The 15,552-nt window shown below is 70.9% G+C and carries 14 protein-coding genes; 10 read left to right on the top strand and 4 right to left on the bottom strand.

Features of this window, described 5'->3' with window-relative positions; translation table 11 throughout:
* The first annotated feature begins 61 nt into the window (after positions 1-61).
* On the top strand, positions 62-1,579 hold the full coding sequence (locus tag EAO75_RS31800) for an SDR family NAD(P)-dependent oxidoreductase (RefSeq protein WP_147998603.1): 1,518 nt from the start codon (positions 62-64) through the stop codon (positions 1,577-1,579).
* A 59-nt stretch (positions 1,580-1,638) separates the two neighbouring features.
* Here the strand turns inward: EAO75_RS31800 and EAO75_RS31795 are convergent, their stop codons facing one another.
* Together EAO75_RS31795 and EAO75_RS31790 are read right to left on the bottom strand one after the other, a co-directional pair.
* On the bottom strand, positions 1,639-2,439 hold the full coding sequence (locus tag EAO75_RS31795; protein WP_147998602.1) for an SDR family oxidoreductase: 801 nt from the start codon (positions 2,437-2,439) through the stop codon (positions 1,639-1,641).
* Positions 2,440-2,464: 25 nt separating this feature from the next.
* Positions 2,465-2,914, bottom strand: a complete 450-nt coding sequence (locus EAO75_RS31790) for an HD domain-containing protein (protein WP_147998601.1) — start codon at positions 2,912-2,914, stop codon at positions 2,465-2,467.
* Positions 2,915-3,387: 473 nt separating this feature from the next.
* On the opposite strand from EAO75_RS31790, the gene EAO75_RS46120 reads away from it, so the two are divergent.
* From EAO75_RS46120 to EAO75_RS31775, 4 genes are all read left to right on the top strand, one after another.
* Positions 3,388-3,558 carry a hypothetical protein gene (locus EAO75_RS46120; RefSeq protein ID WP_187284650.1) on the top strand — a complete coding sequence of 57 codons (171 nt, stop codon included), beginning with the start codon at positions 3,388-3,390 and terminating at the stop codon, positions 3,556-3,558.
* A gap of 54 nt (positions 3,559-3,612) precedes the next feature.
* Entirely contained in the window at positions 3,613-4,095 is a 483-nt protein-coding gene (locus EAO75_RS31785) for a GNAT family N-acetyltransferase (protein ID WP_147998600.1), read from the top strand.
* A gap of 90 nt (positions 4,096-4,185) precedes the next feature.
* The gene (locus tag EAO75_RS31780; RefSeq protein WP_147998599.1) at positions 4,186-4,764 is read left to right on the top strand and encodes a TetR/AcrR family transcriptional regulator; all 579 of its coding nucleotides are present in this window, start codon (positions 4,186-4,188) and stop codon (positions 4,762-4,764) included.
* 16 nt (positions 4,765-4,780) lie between these two features.
* Positions 4,781-5,962 (top strand): GDSL-type esterase/lipase family protein, encoded by a 1,182-nt coding sequence (locus EAO75_RS31775; protein WP_147998598.1) that lies wholly within the window; start codon positions 4,781-4,783, stop codon positions 5,960-5,962.
* Between the two features lie 21 nt (positions 5,963-5,983).
* Here the strand turns inward: EAO75_RS31775 and EAO75_RS31770 are convergent, their stop codons facing one another.
* Positions 5,984-7,327 carry an amidase gene (locus tag EAO75_RS31770; protein WP_147998597.1) on the bottom strand — a complete coding sequence of 448 codons (1,344 nt, stop codon included), beginning with the start codon at positions 7,325-7,327 and terminating at the stop codon, positions 5,984-5,986.
* 250 nt (positions 7,328-7,577) lie between these two features.
* Here EAO75_RS31770 and EAO75_RS31765 point away from each other — a divergent pair, with 250 nt between their 5' ends.
* From EAO75_RS31765 to EAO75_RS31755, 3 genes are read left to right on the top strand one after another with little or no spacing between them, the layout of a single operon-like run.
* On the top strand, positions 7,578-9,410 hold the full coding sequence (locus tag EAO75_RS31765; RefSeq protein ID WP_147998596.1) for a family 20 glycosylhydrolase: 1,833 nt from the start codon (positions 7,578-7,580) through the stop codon (positions 9,408-9,410).
* Between the two features lie 24 nt (positions 9,411-9,434).
* Positions 9,435-10,979 (top strand): alpha-L-fucosidase, encoded by a 1,545-nt coding sequence (locus EAO75_RS31760; protein ID WP_147998595.1) that lies wholly within the window; start codon positions 9,435-9,437, stop codon positions 10,977-10,979.
* A 44-nt stretch (positions 10,980-11,023) separates the two neighbouring features.
* On the top strand, positions 11,024-12,130 hold the full coding sequence (locus tag EAO75_RS31755; protein ID WP_147998594.1) for a serine hydrolase domain-containing protein: 1,107 nt from the start codon (positions 11,024-11,026) through the stop codon (positions 12,128-12,130).
* A 31-nt stretch (positions 12,131-12,161) separates the two neighbouring features.
* On the opposite strand, the gene EAO75_RS31750 is transcribed toward EAO75_RS31755, so the two are convergent.
* Positions 12,162-13,208 (bottom strand): LacI family DNA-binding transcriptional regulator, encoded by a 1,047-nt coding sequence (locus EAO75_RS31750; RefSeq protein WP_147998593.1) that lies wholly within the window; start codon positions 13,206-13,208, stop codon positions 12,162-12,164.
* Between the two features lie 207 nt (positions 13,209-13,415).
* Here EAO75_RS31750 and EAO75_RS31745 point away from each other — a divergent pair, with 207 nt between their 5' ends.
* The gene (locus EAO75_RS31745; RefSeq protein WP_147998592.1) at positions 13,416-14,708 is read left to right on the top strand and encodes an ABC transporter substrate-binding protein; all 1,293 of its coding nucleotides are present in this window, start codon (positions 13,416-13,418) and stop codon (positions 14,706-14,708) included.
* A 6-nt stretch (positions 14,709-14,714) separates the two neighbouring features.
* Positions 14,715-15,552, top strand: an 838-nt coding sequence (locus EAO75_RS31740; RefSeq protein WP_147998695.1) for a carbohydrate ABC transporter permease, incomplete at its 3' end; no start/stop codon positions are given.

Below are 15,552 nucleotides of genomic sequence, written 5' to 3'. Positions count from 1 at the left end.
CCCCGTTCGAAAGCGGGCGCGATCGGAGCGCCGCTCGGGTGATCAGGGAAACGGCAGCGCGATGACGGTGACAGAGGAAGGCTCGGCGATCACGGACGAGGTCGTGTACGAGCCGGGTGACGAGGTCGTGTACGGCCCCGGCATCGACCCCGAACGGCTCGCCGTGTGCCTCAGCGTGCTCGACGAGCTCGACAAGCTGGAGGTCGACCACCCCGACGCCATCGCCGTGCGCCGGGCCACCGCCGGCGTCTACCGCACCGTGAAGCAGCGCCGCCGCCAGGAGCGCCGGGCCGCCAAGACCGCCCACGACAAGGCGGTCACGGAGGCCACGGCGACCGGCTCCGCGCAGCGCATCGACGACGAGACCGAGGGTCTGCTGCCGTCGTCGGCGACGCAGGAGGGCAGGATCGCGGGGATACTCCAGCGCCCGCGCTCCTGCTACACCTGCAAGACCCGGTACGTGGAAGTCGACTACTTCTACCACCAGCTCTGTCCGGACTGCGCCGGCCTGAACCGCGACAAGCGCGACGCCCGCGCCGACCTCACCGGCAAGCGCGCCCTGCTCACCGGCGGCCGCGCCAAGATCGGCATGTACATCGCGCTCCGGCTGCTGCGCGACGGCGCCCACACCACGATCACCACGCGCTTCCCCAAGGACGCCATCCGCCGCTTCAAGGCCATGGACGACTCCGCGGACTGGATGCACCGCCTGGAGGTCGTCGGCATCGACCTGCGTGACCCGGCCCAGTCCGTGGCCCTCGCCGAGCAGGTCGCCGAGGCGGGCCCGCTCGACATCCTCGTCAACAACGCGACGCAGACCGTACGCCGGCTGCCCTCCGCCTACGCCGCGCTGGTCGAGGGCGAGAGCGCCCCGCTGCCCGCCGGGGAACTCCCCGCCCACCACGTCATCGGCGCCTTCAACTCCGGCGCCGTCGACGGCCTCGCCGCGCTGCCGCTCGGCACCAGCGGCCTCGACGCCCAGAAGGTCGCCGACCTCGCGCTCGTCGCGGGCAACGCCAGCGTCGCCCGGCACCTGGACGGCACCGCCATCGACGCGGGCGGGCTGGTCCCCGATGTCGTCGACTCCAACACCTGGGTGCAGACCATCGACCAGATCTCGCCGGTGGAGCTGCTGGAGACCCAGCTCTGCAACTACACGTCGCCCTTCATCCTGATCAGCGCGCTGCGGCCGGCCATGGCCGACGCCGCGAGGAAGGCGTCGAGCGGGCGCGCGTATGTCGTGAACGTCTCGGCGATGGAGGGCGTCTTCGGGCGTGGCTACAAGGGTGCGGGGCACCCGAACACCAACGCCGCCAAGGCCGCCATGAACATGGTGACCCGGACCAGTGCGCAGGAGATGTTCCAGAGCGACGGGATTCTCATGACCTCGGTCGACACCGGGTGGATCACCGACGAGCGGCCGCACTTCGACAAGCTGCGCCTCGCCGAGGAGGGCTTCCACGCGCCGCTGGACCTGATCGACGGCGCGGCTCGGGTCTATGACCCGGTCGTGCGGGGCGAGGCGGGCGAGGACGTGTACGGCGTCTTTCTGAAGGACTACGCGCCGGGTAAGTGGTAGGCGGGTTCGGTCGTGCGTCTGCGGGCCGAGTGTGGCTGGTCGCGCAGTTCCCCGCGCCCCTAGGCGGGCCGGTGCGCACGCAGGTGTTCATGAACCGCGAACGCTGTGGCCGGTCCCGCGGAACGCACCCGTGTCCCGCCGTCCACCAACAGATCCGCTCCGGTCACCCACTCCGCCGCGTCCGACGCCAGCCACACCACCGCCCGCGCCACGTCCTCAGGCTCCCCGATCCGGCCGAGCGGCAGCCCGGCGGCGACCTCCTCCTCGCCCGGCTCCCACACGAACCGGGCCATCTCGGTGCGGATCAGTCCGGGCGAGACGGAGTTGACCCGCACCTTCGGGCCCAGTTCGCCGGCGAGCTGGCGGGTCAGATGGAGGAGGGCCGCCTTGCTGGTGCCGTAGGCCCCGATGCGGGGGCCGACATGGGCGGCGCCCTCCGTGCAGACGTTGACCACCGCGCCGCCGTGTTCGCCCATCCAGGCGTGCCAGGCGCACTGCACGAGCCGTAGCGGTGCCTCGACGTTCACCGTGAACGCCTCGCGCCACGCCATGGGGTCGACGTCCATGAGGGGGCCGTAGGGCAGGTTCGTCGCCGCGTTGTTGACGACGATGTCGATCCGGCCGAACTCGCGCAGGGCGAGATCCGCCACCGCCCGAGGATGATCGGCGTCGGCCATGCTCCCGGCCGTCCCCACGCCGCCCAGCTCGGCAGCCGTCCGCCGTACCTCGTCCGCGTCCCGCGCGGTCACGCATACCCGCGCCCCGGCCGCCGTCAGCTCCCGGGCGACGGCGTGCCCGATGCCGCGTGTGGCGCCGGTGACGATGGCGGCCCTGCCCTGGAGACGGTACGGCGACGTCATCGCCGTACCGTCTCATGACGGGTCGTCAGTTGGCAGCCCCGAGCGGCGAGTTCCTGGAAGCCACCAGCTCCAGTACCGCGCGCCAGTCCTCCAGCACCCCGGCGTCGAACTCCACGCTGCGGCCCTCCTCGTCGGCCTGGTGCAGGCGCAGCAGGTCGTCGTCGGCGATCTCGCGGGCCCGGCAGTGGTCGCGGACGAGGTGGGAGACCCGTTCGCCGAGCAGGGGTCGCACCGCGTCCGCCGCGCTGTCGGAGTGGCGGGTGACATCGCCCGGGCGCAGCAGCGGGCCGATGGCATGAACGAGCCCCGCGACCTGGAGTTCCTTGTCGGCGGGGCGGGCACGGCGCAGTAGGGCGGCCGTCTGTAGTGCGTGTTGGTGGAGATCGACTCGGGCGCTTCCGAGGGCCGGTGCGTCCCGGGTGCCCCGGCAGGCGTACAGCAGATCCATCAGCTCTTCGACACTGCGCAGCTCCATGCGTCAGTCCTCCCGCCGGACAAGCCGTTGCCGTCCGTCAGCAGATCATGGCCGCCTTGCGAACCGGCCAACGGGACTTGAACTGCGCTGCGTCCATCGGTCCGGTGCCGGGCGGCGAGGAGCCGTTGAGCCGAACGAGTGATTGGTAAACGACACATTACAGAAGAAAACAGTGAATAACGGGCAGGTGAAAACCGGTCGACTCCGGATAGTTACACGTTGTTTGCAGCCCCATCGAGCGGGTACCCGCTCATTTGGTTAATCTGTAGTGGACGGACAGCAATACAGGGTCCCAACCCACACCCATGGTCCGTCCCGGGACAAGCCGGTGCACAACGGCCTGCTCTCGCACCAGTTATCCGGCGCCACCGCGTCCGAGCCGACTTCGAGTAAGACCCGAGCGGGCGTCAGGTGCCGGACCGCAGACTGGTCCGGCCCGCCCCGAGGGTGATCCGACACAAAAGGAGTGCGCGGTGACACCTGAGAAGACGAATCGTGAGCAGCGCCCCAAGGAACGCACGGAGCGCGCGGGCCGGTCGAAGGAGATCGGCAGTCTCGATGTGTGGGCCAGGTCCGCCCCCATCCGCCTGGCGGGGTACGAGGACGACCTCGCCGAGCCCCACATCCTGCCCAGCGTCGACTGACGGGGGCAGAACCCTCGCGATCGCCGATCGCATGGGCGTGCGAGACTCACGCCCATGCTGATCAGAGAAGCCGCGGCCGACGACTGGCCGCGGATTTGGCCTTTCTGGCACCGGATCGTCGCCGCCGGCGAGACCTACGCATGGGATCCGGACACCTCTGAGGACGCCGCCCGGGCACTGTGGATGAACCCGGCCAAACATGTCTACGTCGTCGAGGACGACGCCGGATCCCTCGTCGCCTCCGCCTTTGTCACCCCCAACTACGGCGGCCCGGCCGCCCGGATCGCCAACGCCGGCTTCATGGTCGACCCCGATCACGGCGGGCGCGGCATCGGCCGCGCGCTCGCCGAGCACATCCTGACCGCGGCCAAGGCCGAGGGCTACCGGGGCATGGTGTTCAACGCCGTCGTCGAGACCAACCCGGCCGTGCGTCTGTGGACCTCCCTCGGCTTCACGATCCTCGGCACGGTGCCGGACGCGTACGACCATCCACGGCACGGCCGGGTGGGGCTGCACATCATGTACAGGGACCTCTGAAGGCCCGCCCCTCGTCCCTGCATGTCATCCTCGTTTGCCTAAATGCTTTAGGCAGGTGCATACTCGCTTTCGGTAAGCGAGAGGATGGCTATGGCACGCGTAGGGCTGACCACGGAACGTCTGGTCCGGGCCGGGGCGGAGCTCGCCGACGAGATCGGCTTCGAGAAGGTGACCGCGTCGGAGCTCGCCCGGCGCTTCGACGTCAAGGTCGCGAGTCTGTACTCGCACGTGAAGAACTCCCAGGACCTCAAGACGCGTATCGCCCTGTTCGCGCTGGAGGAGCTGGCGGACCGGGCCGCCGACGCCGTGGCCGGACGGGCGGGCAAGGACGCACTGGTCGCCTTCGCCGACGTCTACCGCGACTACGGTCTCGAACACCCCGGCCGCGCCGCCGCCGCGCGGATGACGCTCGACCCCGAGACCGCGGCGGCGAGCGCCGGTGTCCGGCACGCGCAGATGACCCGCGCGATCCTGCGCGGCTACGACCTGACGGAGCCGGACGCGACACACGCCGTACGGCTGCTGGGCAGCGTCTTCCACGGCTACGCAAGCCTGGAGCTGGCGGGCGGCTTCAGCCACAGCGCTCCCGACTCCCAGGAGACCTGGACCCGGATCCTCGACGCTCTCGACGCCCTGCTGCGCAACTGGCCCACCGAGCCCACCCCTTGACCGACAGGCAGAGGACATGGACACCGAGCACGACTGGATCACCACGCCCGTCACCGCCGACCTGCTGCGCGGCGCCCTCGACGTCGAGCGCACCGAGCACGGCGTACTGCCGCACCGGCTGCCCGCCCGGGCCCGCGCGCAGAACACCGACGGGCAGCTGGCCATGGCCGAGTCGCAGTCGTCGGGCGTACGGCTGGCCTTCCGGACCCGCGCCACCGCCGTCGAACTGGACACGCTGCCCACCAAGCGCACCTATGTGGGCGCCCCGCCCCGCCCGGACGGCGTGTACGACCTGCTCGTCGACGGCCGCCCCGCCGGACAGGGCACCGTGACCGAGGGCAATGTCGTGGTCATCGACATGATGGCCGGGACCGCCGAGTACCGGCCCGGCCGCGTCGGCACCGTCCGCTTCGCCGGGCTCCGCGCGGGCGACAAGGACATCGAGATCTGGCTGCCGCACAACGAGACCACCGAACTGGTCGTCCTGCGCACCGACGCCCCCGTCGAGCCCGCGCGGGAACCGGGCCGCAAGGTGTGGCTGCACCACGGCAGTTCGATCAGCCACGGCTCCGACGCCGCGAGCCCCACCGGCACGTGGCCCGCGCTCGCCGCCTCACTCGGGGGCGTGGAGCTGATCAACCTGGGACTGGCCGGCAGTGCCCTGCTCGACCCGTTCACCGCCCGCGCCCTGCGCGACACCCCCGCCGACTTCATCAGCGTCAAGATCGGTATCAACCTGGTCAACATGGACCTGATGCGGCTGCGCGCCTTCGGCCCCGCGGTCCACGGCTTTCTCGACACCGTCCGGGACGGACACCCGACGACGCCGCTGCTCGTCGTGTCGCCCATCCTGTGCCCCATCCACGAGGACACGCCGGGCCCCTGCGCGCCGGACTTCAGCGGCATGAGCAACGGCCGGCTGAGGTTCGTCGCCCTGGGCGATCCCGCGGAACGCGCGAGCGGGAAGCTGACGCTGGGCGTCATCCGGGACGAGCTGGCCCGCATCGTGCGGCAGCGGGCGGCGGACGACCCGAACCTGCACCACCTCGACGGCCGCGAGCTCTACGGCGAGACCGACTCCGCGGAGCTGCCGCTGCCCGACGACCTCCACCCCGACGCCGCCACCCACCGCCGCATCGGCGAACGCTTCGCACGGCTCGCGTTCGGGGCGGACGGGCCGTTCGCGGCGACGACGTAGGCAGTCAGGCGCGTACAGGCCCTACTCCAGCGGAGCCGTCCGCCGCCACGGGCCCAGCTCCTCGATGCGCTCCGCCAGCGCCAGCAGCTCCGCCTCCGAGCCGGGGCGCCCGACCAGTTGTACGGCGGTAGGGGCGCCGGACGGCAGAGTGCCGAACGGGATCGCCATCGCGGGCCAGCCGGTGAGGTTCCACGGCGGGGTGAACGGCGAGTAGTTGGTGTTGGCCATGACGTTGCGCAGCCAGCCCCGCTCGTGCCAGGGCTCGGACCTGGGGGAGCGGCGGGCGAGTGCCGGGGTGAGCAGCACGTCGTACTCGGCGAAGAACGGTTCGAGGCGCCGGCGCAGCTCGTCCCGGCTCTCACCGCCGCGCACCCGGTTCACGAACCGCTTGCCGACGGTGGCGTGGACCCGAGTCCGGCGGGTCAGCCGCTGCGGGTCCAGGTCCTTGGCGTCCACGGCGGTGCCCGCGGTCCAGTGGGTCAGCGAGGTGACGCCCAGCGACATCGGATACGGCGGGTCGGCGCGTCGCACCTGGTGACCGGCCTTGATCAGCAGACCCGCGGCCTCGCGGGCGGCGGTCGCGTACGGCTTACTGAGGGCGACCCCGGCTATCGGGCTGCGCAGGGACACGGCGATCCGGTACGTACTCGGCGTGTCCGGGCGTATCACCTCGGTGTCGGCGAGGACCGACAGCATCAGGCGCGCGTCCTCGACCGTGGTGGCCAGCGGGCCGTTCTCCGACATGCCGAACCAGTCGCCGTCGCTGACGCCGGCCGGGACCACACCGGTGCCGGGCTTGATGGTGATCAGGCCGCAGTTGGCCGCCGGTATGCGCAGCGAGCCCATGCCGTCGTTGCCGAGGGCGATCGGCACCATGCCCGCGGCGACGGCGGCCGCGCTGCCGCCGGACGAGCCGCCCGCCGTGCGCGAGGTGTCCCACGGGTTGCGGGCGGTGCCGTGCACGCCCTCCGTGGTGCCGAAGACACACAGCTCGGGGACGTTCGTCAGTCCCACGACCACCGCACCGGCGGCACGCAGCCGGGCCACGGTCACATGGTCGTCGTCGGCCGGCGTGTCCGGTGTCGCCGCGGAACCGATCCGCTTGGACTCGCCGCGCACCGCGAGGTTGTCCTTGACGGCCACCGGCACACCCGCCAGGGGCAGTTCGGCGAGGTCGCCGCGCGAGGCCACCTCGTCGGCCTCGGCGAGCGCCGCCTCGGCCCGCACCACCCGGAACGCGCCGACGCCGCCGTCGAGCCGCGCGATCCGCGCCAGGTGCTCGGCCACCACCTCCCGGGGCGTGGCCCGCTTCTCGCGGACGGCGGCGGCGATCTCGGCGGCGGTCCGACCGACCCAGCTGGTCACGGGCGCTCCTCAAGGCTTACTCGCGAGTATGTAGGACGAACTCTGCCGCTCGGCGAGCCTGCCGTCGAGAGGGTGCCGGGCTTGGATATTCGCGTGGGTGTTGTTGGACTTTTCGCGGCGCCCCTCTTCTTTGCCGCCCCGTTGACCTGCGCCTCATCCGATCAATAAGTCAACTCGGCTGCTTTCGGCTCCCATTGACAGCCCTTGGGGCCAGCTCAATCATCAGACATCCGATGAATGGGGATGTCCTATGAGGAGACGCTGGAGATCGGCCGGAGTCCTCGCGGCGCTGACGCTCTTGCTCACGGCGCCACTGCCGGCGGTCGCCCGGGAGGAGCCGGCGGCGCCGGTCACAGTGCCCGCCCTGACCGACTGGACACCGGCATCCGGCAGTTACGGCTACGGGCGCTCCACCCGTCTGGTGGCCGACGGCGCGAGCGAACGGCGCGTCGCGGGCACCCTCGCCGACGACCTGCGCGACGCGGGCCACGGCACCGTGCCCGTGGTGCGCGGCGCCGCCCGGACCGGCGACATCGTCATCGACGTCCGGCCCGCCCGGACCTCCCTCGGCGCGGAGGGCTACGAACTCACCGTCGGCAAGCGGCTGTCGGTGACCGCGGCGACCGAGACCGGCGCCTTCTACGGCACCCGCACCCTCCTCCAGCTGCTCGCCCAAGGCGACCGGATCCCCGCAGGACGCACGGTCGACGTACCGCGCTACAAGGAACGCGGCGTCGGCGTCTGCGCCTGCTACATCCACGTCTCCCTGCCCTGGCTGGAGAACCTGGTCCGCGAGATGGCGTACCACAAGCTCAACCAGCTGCTCCTCGAACTGAAGGTGAAGAGCGACGCCCACCCCGAGGCCAACACCTGGGGCTACTACACCAAGGACGAGATCCGCGGCCTGGTCGCCCTCGGCAAGCGGTACCACGTCGAGATCATCCCCGAGATCAACTCCCCGGGCCACATGGACCCGTGGATCGAGAACCGCCCCGATCTCCAGCTGACCGACTCCGACGGCAACAAGCAGCCCTCGCGCCTGGACATCACGAAGCCGCAGGCCCTCGCCTACTACACGAGCCTCGTCGACGAGTACGCCCAGGTCTTCACCTCGACGTCCTGGCACATGGGAGCCGACGAGTACATGCTCGGCTCCGACTTCGCCAAGTACCCGCAGATCCTGAAGTACGCCCAGGACAGGTACGGCCCCGGCGCCACACCCCAGGACGCGTTCATCGACTTCGTCAACCGCGTCCACGCCCACGGGGCGGATAAGGGCAGGAAGCTGCGCATCTGGAACGACGGGCTGACCGGCGCCAACACGGTCCCGGTGGCCGCCGGGACGACGGTCGAGCACTGGCTGAACGTGGCGACGAAACCGAGTCGGCTCCGCTCCCAGGGCTATCCGTTGATGAACGCGGCCTATGCCCTCTACCTCGTCCGCGGCGGCTTCCACAGCGACACCAAGGGGCTGTACGAGCAGAGCTGGGACCCGCGCAGCTTCGAGGGCGAGAAGCTGGCCACCGCCGAGGGCATCACCGGCGCCAAGATCAGCCTCTGGCCCGACAACGGCCGGGGCGAGACCGAGAACGAGGTCGCCGTCGCCCTGTGGCCCGCGCTGCGCCACCTCGCCCAGGCCACCTGGGGCGATCCGCACCCCGACGCCACCTACACCGGGTTCACCGCGCGCGGCGCGGCCGTCGGGCACGCACCGGGTTGGCGGGACCTGACCCGGGTGCCGGTGGCCGACGGCTCGTACACCTTCCGTACGCAGGGCCGGTCCTTCGACGCCGAGGTGGCCCGCACCGCCGACGGCCATGTGACCGTGCGCACGGCGGACGGCTGCCTGGAGATCCGGGGCGGAAAGCTCACGCTCAACGTGCCGCTCCAGCCCGGGGTGGAGGCGACCCCACAGTCGTGCGACACCCGGAACACCCTCCAGCGCTGGCAGTTGGAGCCCGCCGGCGGCGGCTACCGGCTCGTCAACGCCATCACCCGGATGACGGTGAGCGTGACGGACGACGGCCGGCTCGTGCAGTACCCGCCGGACCAGCGCACCCCCGCCCTGTGGCAGCTGACCTGAGGACCTGACCCGAGGAGCCTTCCCATGGCCGTTTCCCGACGCGTCTTCGTCGCGACAGCCGCAGCCCTCGCCGCGACCGGCGCCACCGGACCCGCCCTCGCGGCAGCCACCGCTCGCGTGCAGGACCCGCGCTACCGCATCCCCGTCAGCCCTGACGACACCGAGGCCGACCTGGTCCGCAAGGCCTCCCAGGTCCGCCCCACCGCACGGCAGATCGCCTGGCAGCGCCTGGAACGGACCGCCTTCCTGCACTTCGGCGTGAACACCTTCACCGGCCTCGAATGGGGCACCGGCGACGAGGACCCGGACGTGTTCCAGCCGGCCGGCCTCGACACCGACCAGTGGGCCCGCGCCCTGCGCGACGGCGGCTTCAAGCTCGCCATCCTCACCGTCAAGCACCACGACGGCTTCGTGCTCCACCAGACCCGCTACACCAACCACTCGGTGGCATCCAGCAGTTGGCGCGACGGCCGGGGGGACGTCCTGCGCTCGTTCGCCGACTCCATGCGCCGCCACGGCATCAAGGTCGGCGTCTACATCTCACCCGCCGACGAGAACCAGTACCTCCACGGCGTCTACGCCAACGGCAGCGCCCGCACCGACCGCACCGTCCCCACCCTCGTCGAGGGCGACGACCGCACACCGCCACGGTCGTACACCCTGCCGGGCACCGACTACGGCGCCCACATACTCAACCAGCTCTACGAGGTCCTCACCGAGTACGGGCCGATCGACGAGGTGTGGTTCGACGGGGCCCAGGGCCGGATCCCGCCGGACAAGGTGGAGAAGTACGACTGGGACAGCTGGTACGCTCTCGTCCGCTCACTCGCGCCCGACGCCGTGATCGCCGTGTCCGGCCCCGATGTGCGCTGGGTCGGCAACGAGGGCGGGCTGGCCCGGGAGGACGAGTGGAGCGTCGTACCGGTCCAGGAGAAGGACTACGGTCGGACCGACTACGCCCTCGCCTACGACGCTCCCGACATGGGCAGCCGTGACGCCCTCGTCAAGGCCAGGCCCGTCGCCGACCACCTCCAGTGGTGGCCGGCCGAGTGCGATGTGTCGATCCGGGACGGCTGGTTCTATCACGCGGATCAACAGCCCAAGAGCGTGGAGCAGTTGACGGACATCTACTTCCGGTCCGTGGGCCGCAACTCGGTGCTGCTGCTCAACATCCCGCCCGACACGGACGGCCTGCTGCCCGCCGCCGACGTGGCACGGCTGCGGGAGTTCCGCGAGCGCGTGGACCGCGAGCTCCCGCAGGACCTGGCCCGCGACGCCCGTACGACCGCCGCACCAGACCGTGTCACCGTCGACCTCGGCCGGGAGCGGGAGGTGGACCGGATCCGGCTGGCGGAGGACATCCGGCACGGGCAGCAGGTCGAGAGCTTCGTCGTCGAGGCGCAGCGCGACGGCGCCTGGACCGAGGTGACCAGGGCCGGCGCGATCGGCGCGAGCCGGATCATGCTGCTGGCGGCGCCGGTGCGGGCGCGGCGGTGGCGGGTCCGCGTCACCGGCTCGCGCGCGGCGGCACGGCTCGTGGACTTCGGGCTGTACCGCTCGCAGGTCTGAAATTCGGTTGACCGGGGCGGGGCCGTGCGGGCTGGATGGTGCATATGGCCGACATTCAGGGCTCGTACGACAACCTGTTCACCGCCGTGCCGAACGCGCTGGCCGCCATGCTGGACGCGGGGGACGCGGGTGGCTCCGTCGCGGTCTTCGTGGACGGCGAACCGGTCGTGGACGTCTGGGGCGGCTTCGCGGACGCCGACCGCACCGTCCCGTGGGAGCGCGACACAATCGTCAACGTCTGGTCGGTGACCAAGACGATGACGGCCCTGTGCGCCCTCGTCCTGGCCGACCGCGGCGCACTCGACCCGGACACCCCGGTCTCCCGCTACTGGCCGGAGTTCGCGGCGGCGGGCAAGGAGAAGGTGCTGGTACGGCACCTGCTGTCGCACACCGCCGGCCTGCCCGACTGGGACGGGCAGGCCGAGGACCTCTACGACTGGCCGTCCGCCACGGCACGGCTGGCCGCGCGGGAGCCCCGGTGGGAGCCGGGCACCGCGGCCGGGTACCACTCGCTCACCCAGGGATTCCTGGTCGGCGAGGTGGTGCGCCGGGTCAGCGGCCGCAGCGTGGGCGAGTTCCTCGCCGAGGAGGTGACCGGGCCGCTGGGCGCGGACTTCCACATCGGCCTGGCCGCCGAGCACGACCATCGGGTCGCGCCCTCGATTCCGCCGACCGGGCAGGGCGAGGACTACGCGGCCAGCGCTCCGGGCAACCCGGAGGGCTCCGAGGCGGGCAACGGCGTGCGCGTGAGGGACGGGAACAGCCCGGCCTGGCGCCGCGCCCAGATCCCCGCGGCCAGCGGCTTCGGCAACGCCCGCTCGGTGGCCCTCGTGCAGTCCCTGATGGCCTGCGGGGGCGAGGTGCGCGGAGTGCGGCTGCTGTCCCGGGCGGGCTGCGACCGGGCGTGGGAGGAGCAGTTCAACGGCGACGACCGCGTCCTCGGCATGCCGATGCGGTGGGGCCTGGGCTACGGCCTCTTCGGCACCACGTACGGGTGGGGCGGCTGGGGCGGATCCCTGGTGATGATCGAGCCCGGCAGCCGGATGGTCGTGGCCTACGTGACGCAGCAGATGCGCGAGCCCACGGAGGACACCCGGGGGATGGAGATCGTGACGGCCGCCTACGAGGGGCTTCAGGGACTGCTGGTCTAGGGCCGTACGACGTGGGTGGCGCGCCAGCCTGTCACGCGCCCCGCGCCACCCCCGTACTCCCGCGCTCGATCAGCCGCGGCACCGGCACCCGTACCGCCCGCGCCGACCCCCCGTCCAGCAGCGCGGTCAGTTCGCGTGCCGCTGTGCGGCCGAACTCCACGCTGTCCCGGGACAGCGCCGACAGCCATGGCTTGACCATGCGGCACAGTGCCGAGTCCTCCCAGGACACCACCGAGACGTCCGCCGGTACGGAGAAACCGAGTTCGGCCGCCGTGGCGGCACCGGCGACGGCCATCACGTCGTTGTCGTAGATCAGCGCGGTCGGCCCGGCGACACCCTCCAGCACCCGGCGGGTCACCGCCGCGCCCTCGGCGTCGGAGTAGTCGGTGGTCACCGACTTCACCTCGGTCAGACCCCGCCGCCCCGCCTCGGCGCGCAGCGTACGGATACGGCGCTCGGTGTGGGCGAGCCCCGGCAGGCCGGCGATGTGCACGATCCGCCGGTGGCCGAGGGCGTACAGGCCGTCCACGACCGAGGCCATCGCGCCCGCGTCGTCGGCCCAGACGGTCGACAGGCCGGGGTGCCGGTCGTCCGGCGCGCCGCCGATCACCACGGCGGGCAGGCCCAGTTCGTCCAGAAGGTCGGGGCGGGGATCGTCGGTGCGCGGGTCGACGACCAGGACGCCGTCCACCCGGTGCTCGGCCCACCAGCGCCGGTACACCGCGCACTCGTCGGCGACGTCCTCCACCACCTGGAACAGCAGGCCCAGATGGCGCTCCGCCAGCACCTCCTGGATCCCGGAGACGAGTTGGAGGAAGAAGGAGTCCACACCGAGGGTGTCCGCGGGGCGGGCCAGCACGAAGCCGACCGTCGCCGCGCCCTCCCCGGACAGTGCGCGCGCCGCCGTACTCGGCCGCCAGCCCAGGTCCTCGGCGACCCGCCGCACCCGGTCACGGGTGTCCTCGGACACGCCGGGCCGGCCGTTCAGCGCGAAGGACACCGCGCTCTGGGAGACCCCGGCGTGCCGCGCTATGTCCTTCATCGTCGGCCGACGGGCCGGTGACCGCTTGCCTGACATGCTGATTCCCCATTCCGCCGCCCCATTCCGCAGCAGTATGCACTAATGCGGTTCAGGTGCGGGAACCTAATGCGGTTCAGTTCGGTGATCCTAATGCGCATTAGTCACTAAAGAAATTAGCTGCGCGAGAGCCATTGACGGGCCCGTGGAGCGGCATGCAGGGTCTGCCTCGTCGACCAACCCGTCCGCAAAGGAGGCCGGTTCACGGTGCCCATATCCCGTAGAGCCCTCGCTGCCGCATTCGCCGTCTGCATCGCCCTGCCGCTCAGCGCCTGCGGTTCGGGAGGAGGCGGCAGCGCCACCGCCGACGCCTCCGGCAAGGTCGAGGGCGACATCACCTTCCAGACCTGGAACCTGCGCGCCATTTTCAAGGACTACTTCGAGGGCCTGATCGCCGACTTCGAGAAGAAGTACCCCGGCACCGACGTCAAGTGGATCGACCAGCCCGCCGAGGGCTACGCCGACAAGATCAGCGCCGACGCGGCCGGCGGCACGCTCCCGGACGTCGTCAACGTCTCGCCCGACCTGGTCGCCCCGCTCGCCAAGGCGGGCCTCGCCCTCGACCTCGACAAGGCCGCGTCGCAGTACAAGAAGGAGTATCTGGAGGGGGCGTGGGCCAGCCATCGGATACCGGGCATGCAGGGCACGTACGCCTTCCCCTGGTACCTCAACACCGGCCCGCTCTTCTACAACAAGACCCTCTTCAAGGAGGCCGGCCTCGACGCGGAGCAGCCGCCGAAGACGTACGACGAGGTCTTCGACGCCGCCCTGAAGATGGCGAAGGAGACGGACGGCAAGGTCGCCACCCTCGCCAACGTCCCCACCGTCGAGGACTTCGGCCGCTACGGCGTCGAGCTCATGAACAAGGAGGGCACCGCCTTCAGCTTCAACGACGCCAAGGGAGTCGAGCTCCTCACCAAGTACAAGGAGCTGTACGACGCCAAGGCCCTCGACCCGCAGGCGCTGACCGCCACCCCCGAGTCGTCCGGCAAGAAGTTCCTCACCGGCGCCGTCGCCATGAACCCGGGCAGCGCGCTGGACCTCGGCAACTTCAAGAAGCAGGCGCCGAACCTGTACAAGAACATCGGCATCACCGACCAGATCACCAGCACCGGCCACGTCAACATGTACGTGATGGGCGTGATGGTCAACGCGCAGACCAAGCGCACGCCGGCCGCGGTCGCCTTCGCGCACTACGTCACCGACGCCGCGCACCAGATGTCGTTCGCCAAGCAGGTCGCCATCTTCCCCAGCACCGCCGGCTCGCTCGACGACCCGTACTTCACCAAGGAGGACGGCACCGACGAGACACGCGTGCGGGTCGCCGCCGCCAAGTCGCTGAAGAACGCGGTCAACTACACGCCCGTGCTGTTCAGCGAGCAGATGAAGACCGAGCTGCGCAACGAGGTGGCCAAGGCGTTGCAGGGCAAGGAGAGCCCCAAGGAAGCTCTCGACAACGCTGTCAAGGCCTGCAACACGCTGCTCCAGCAGCAGGGGTAGTACGCGATGGCCCTCTCCACCGTCTCCCGGGTGCGGCGCCAACTGCCCGCCAGCCCCTGGCTGTTCGCCGCCCCGGGCCTGCTGATCACCGGCGCCTTCATCCTGTACCCGTTCCTCTCCACGCTGGTCAACGCCTTCACCGACCGCCGCACCCTGATCCCGGGCGAGTTCGTGGGCCTGGCCAACTTCCGTGAGCTGCTCGGCGACGACATGTTCTGGATCGGCCTGCGCAACAGCACGCTGTACGTCCTCGGCGTCGTGCCCGCGCTCGTGATCCTGCCGCTGCTGCTCGCGCTGCTCGTGCAGAAGAACATCCCCGGCATCACCTTCTTCCGGTCCGCCTTCTACACCCCGGTCGTCGCCTCGATCGTGGTCGTCGGGCTGATCTGGGTGTGGCTGCTCGACGAGCGCGGCCTGGTGAACTCCCTGCTGGAGACCATCGGCGTCGGCCGGGTCGGCTTCCTCAGCGACCAGTGGCTGCTTCTGCTGAGCGCCATGGCCGTCACGGTCTGGAAGGGCCTCGGCTACTACATGATCATTTACCTGGCCGCGCTCGCCAACGTGCCCCGCGAACTGCACGAGGCGGCGGCCGTGGACGGAGCCGGATCGATCCGCCGCTTCCTCACGGTCACCGTGCCCGCCGTCCGCTCCACCATGGTCCTGGTCGGCGCGCTCTCCTCGGTCGCCGCCTTCAAGGTGTTCTCCGAGGTGTACCTGATGGCGGGCCCCAGCGGCGGCCCGGCGGGCGAGGACACCACCCTCGTCATGCTCGTCCAGCGCACCGGCACCGGCCTGACCGGCCGGGTCGGCTACGCCTCGGCCATCTCGGTCGTCGTGTTCGTCG

Source organism: Streptomyces sp. UW30 (assembly GCF_008042075.1).
GTDB lineage: Bacteria > Actinomycetota > Actinomycetes > Streptomycetales > Streptomycetaceae > Streptomyces.
This window is presented reverse-complemented; position numbering and strand designations above follow the sequence as displayed.

Bases quoted from the DNA above. Each gene is read 5' to 3' on its own strand.
- EAO75_RS31760 (WP_147998595.1), top strand. From the start codon at position 9,435: ATGGCCGTTTCCCGACGCGTCTTCGTCGCGACAGCCGCAGCCCTCGCC.
- EAO75_RS31775 (WP_147998598.1), top strand. From the start codon at position 4,781: ATGGACACCGAGCACGACTGGATCACCACGCCCGTCACCGCCGACCTG.
- EAO75_RS31780 (WP_147998599.1), top strand. From the start codon at position 4,186: ATGGCACGCGTAGGGCTGACCACGGAACGTCTGGTCCGGGCCGGGGCG.
- EAO75_RS31785 (WP_147998600.1), top strand. From the start codon at position 3,613: ATGCTGATCAGAGAAGCCGCGGCCGACGACTGGCCGCGGATTTGGCCT.
- EAO75_RS31800 (WP_147998603.1), top strand. From the start codon at position 62: ATGACGGTGACAGAGGAAGGCTCGGCGATCACGGACGAGGTCGTGTAC.
- EAO75_RS31755 (WP_147998594.1), top strand. From the start codon at position 11,024: ATGGCCGACATTCAGGGCTCGTACGACAACCTGTTCACCGCCGTGCCG.
- EAO75_RS31765 (WP_147998596.1), top strand. From the start codon at position 7,578: ATGAGGAGACGCTGGAGATCGGCCGGAGTCCTCGCGGCGCTGACGCTC.
- EAO75_RS31790 (WP_147998601.1), bottom strand. From the start codon at position 2,914: ATGGAGCTGCGCAGTGTCGAAGAGCTGATGGATCTGCTGTACGCCTGC.
- EAO75_RS31750 (WP_147998593.1), bottom strand. From the start codon at position 13,208: ATGTCAGGCAAGCGGTCACCGGCCCGTCGGCCGACGATGAAGGACATA.
- EAO75_RS31795 (WP_147998602.1), bottom strand. From the start codon at position 2,439: ATGACGTCGCCGTACCGTCTCCAGGGCAGGGCCGCCATCGTCACCGGC.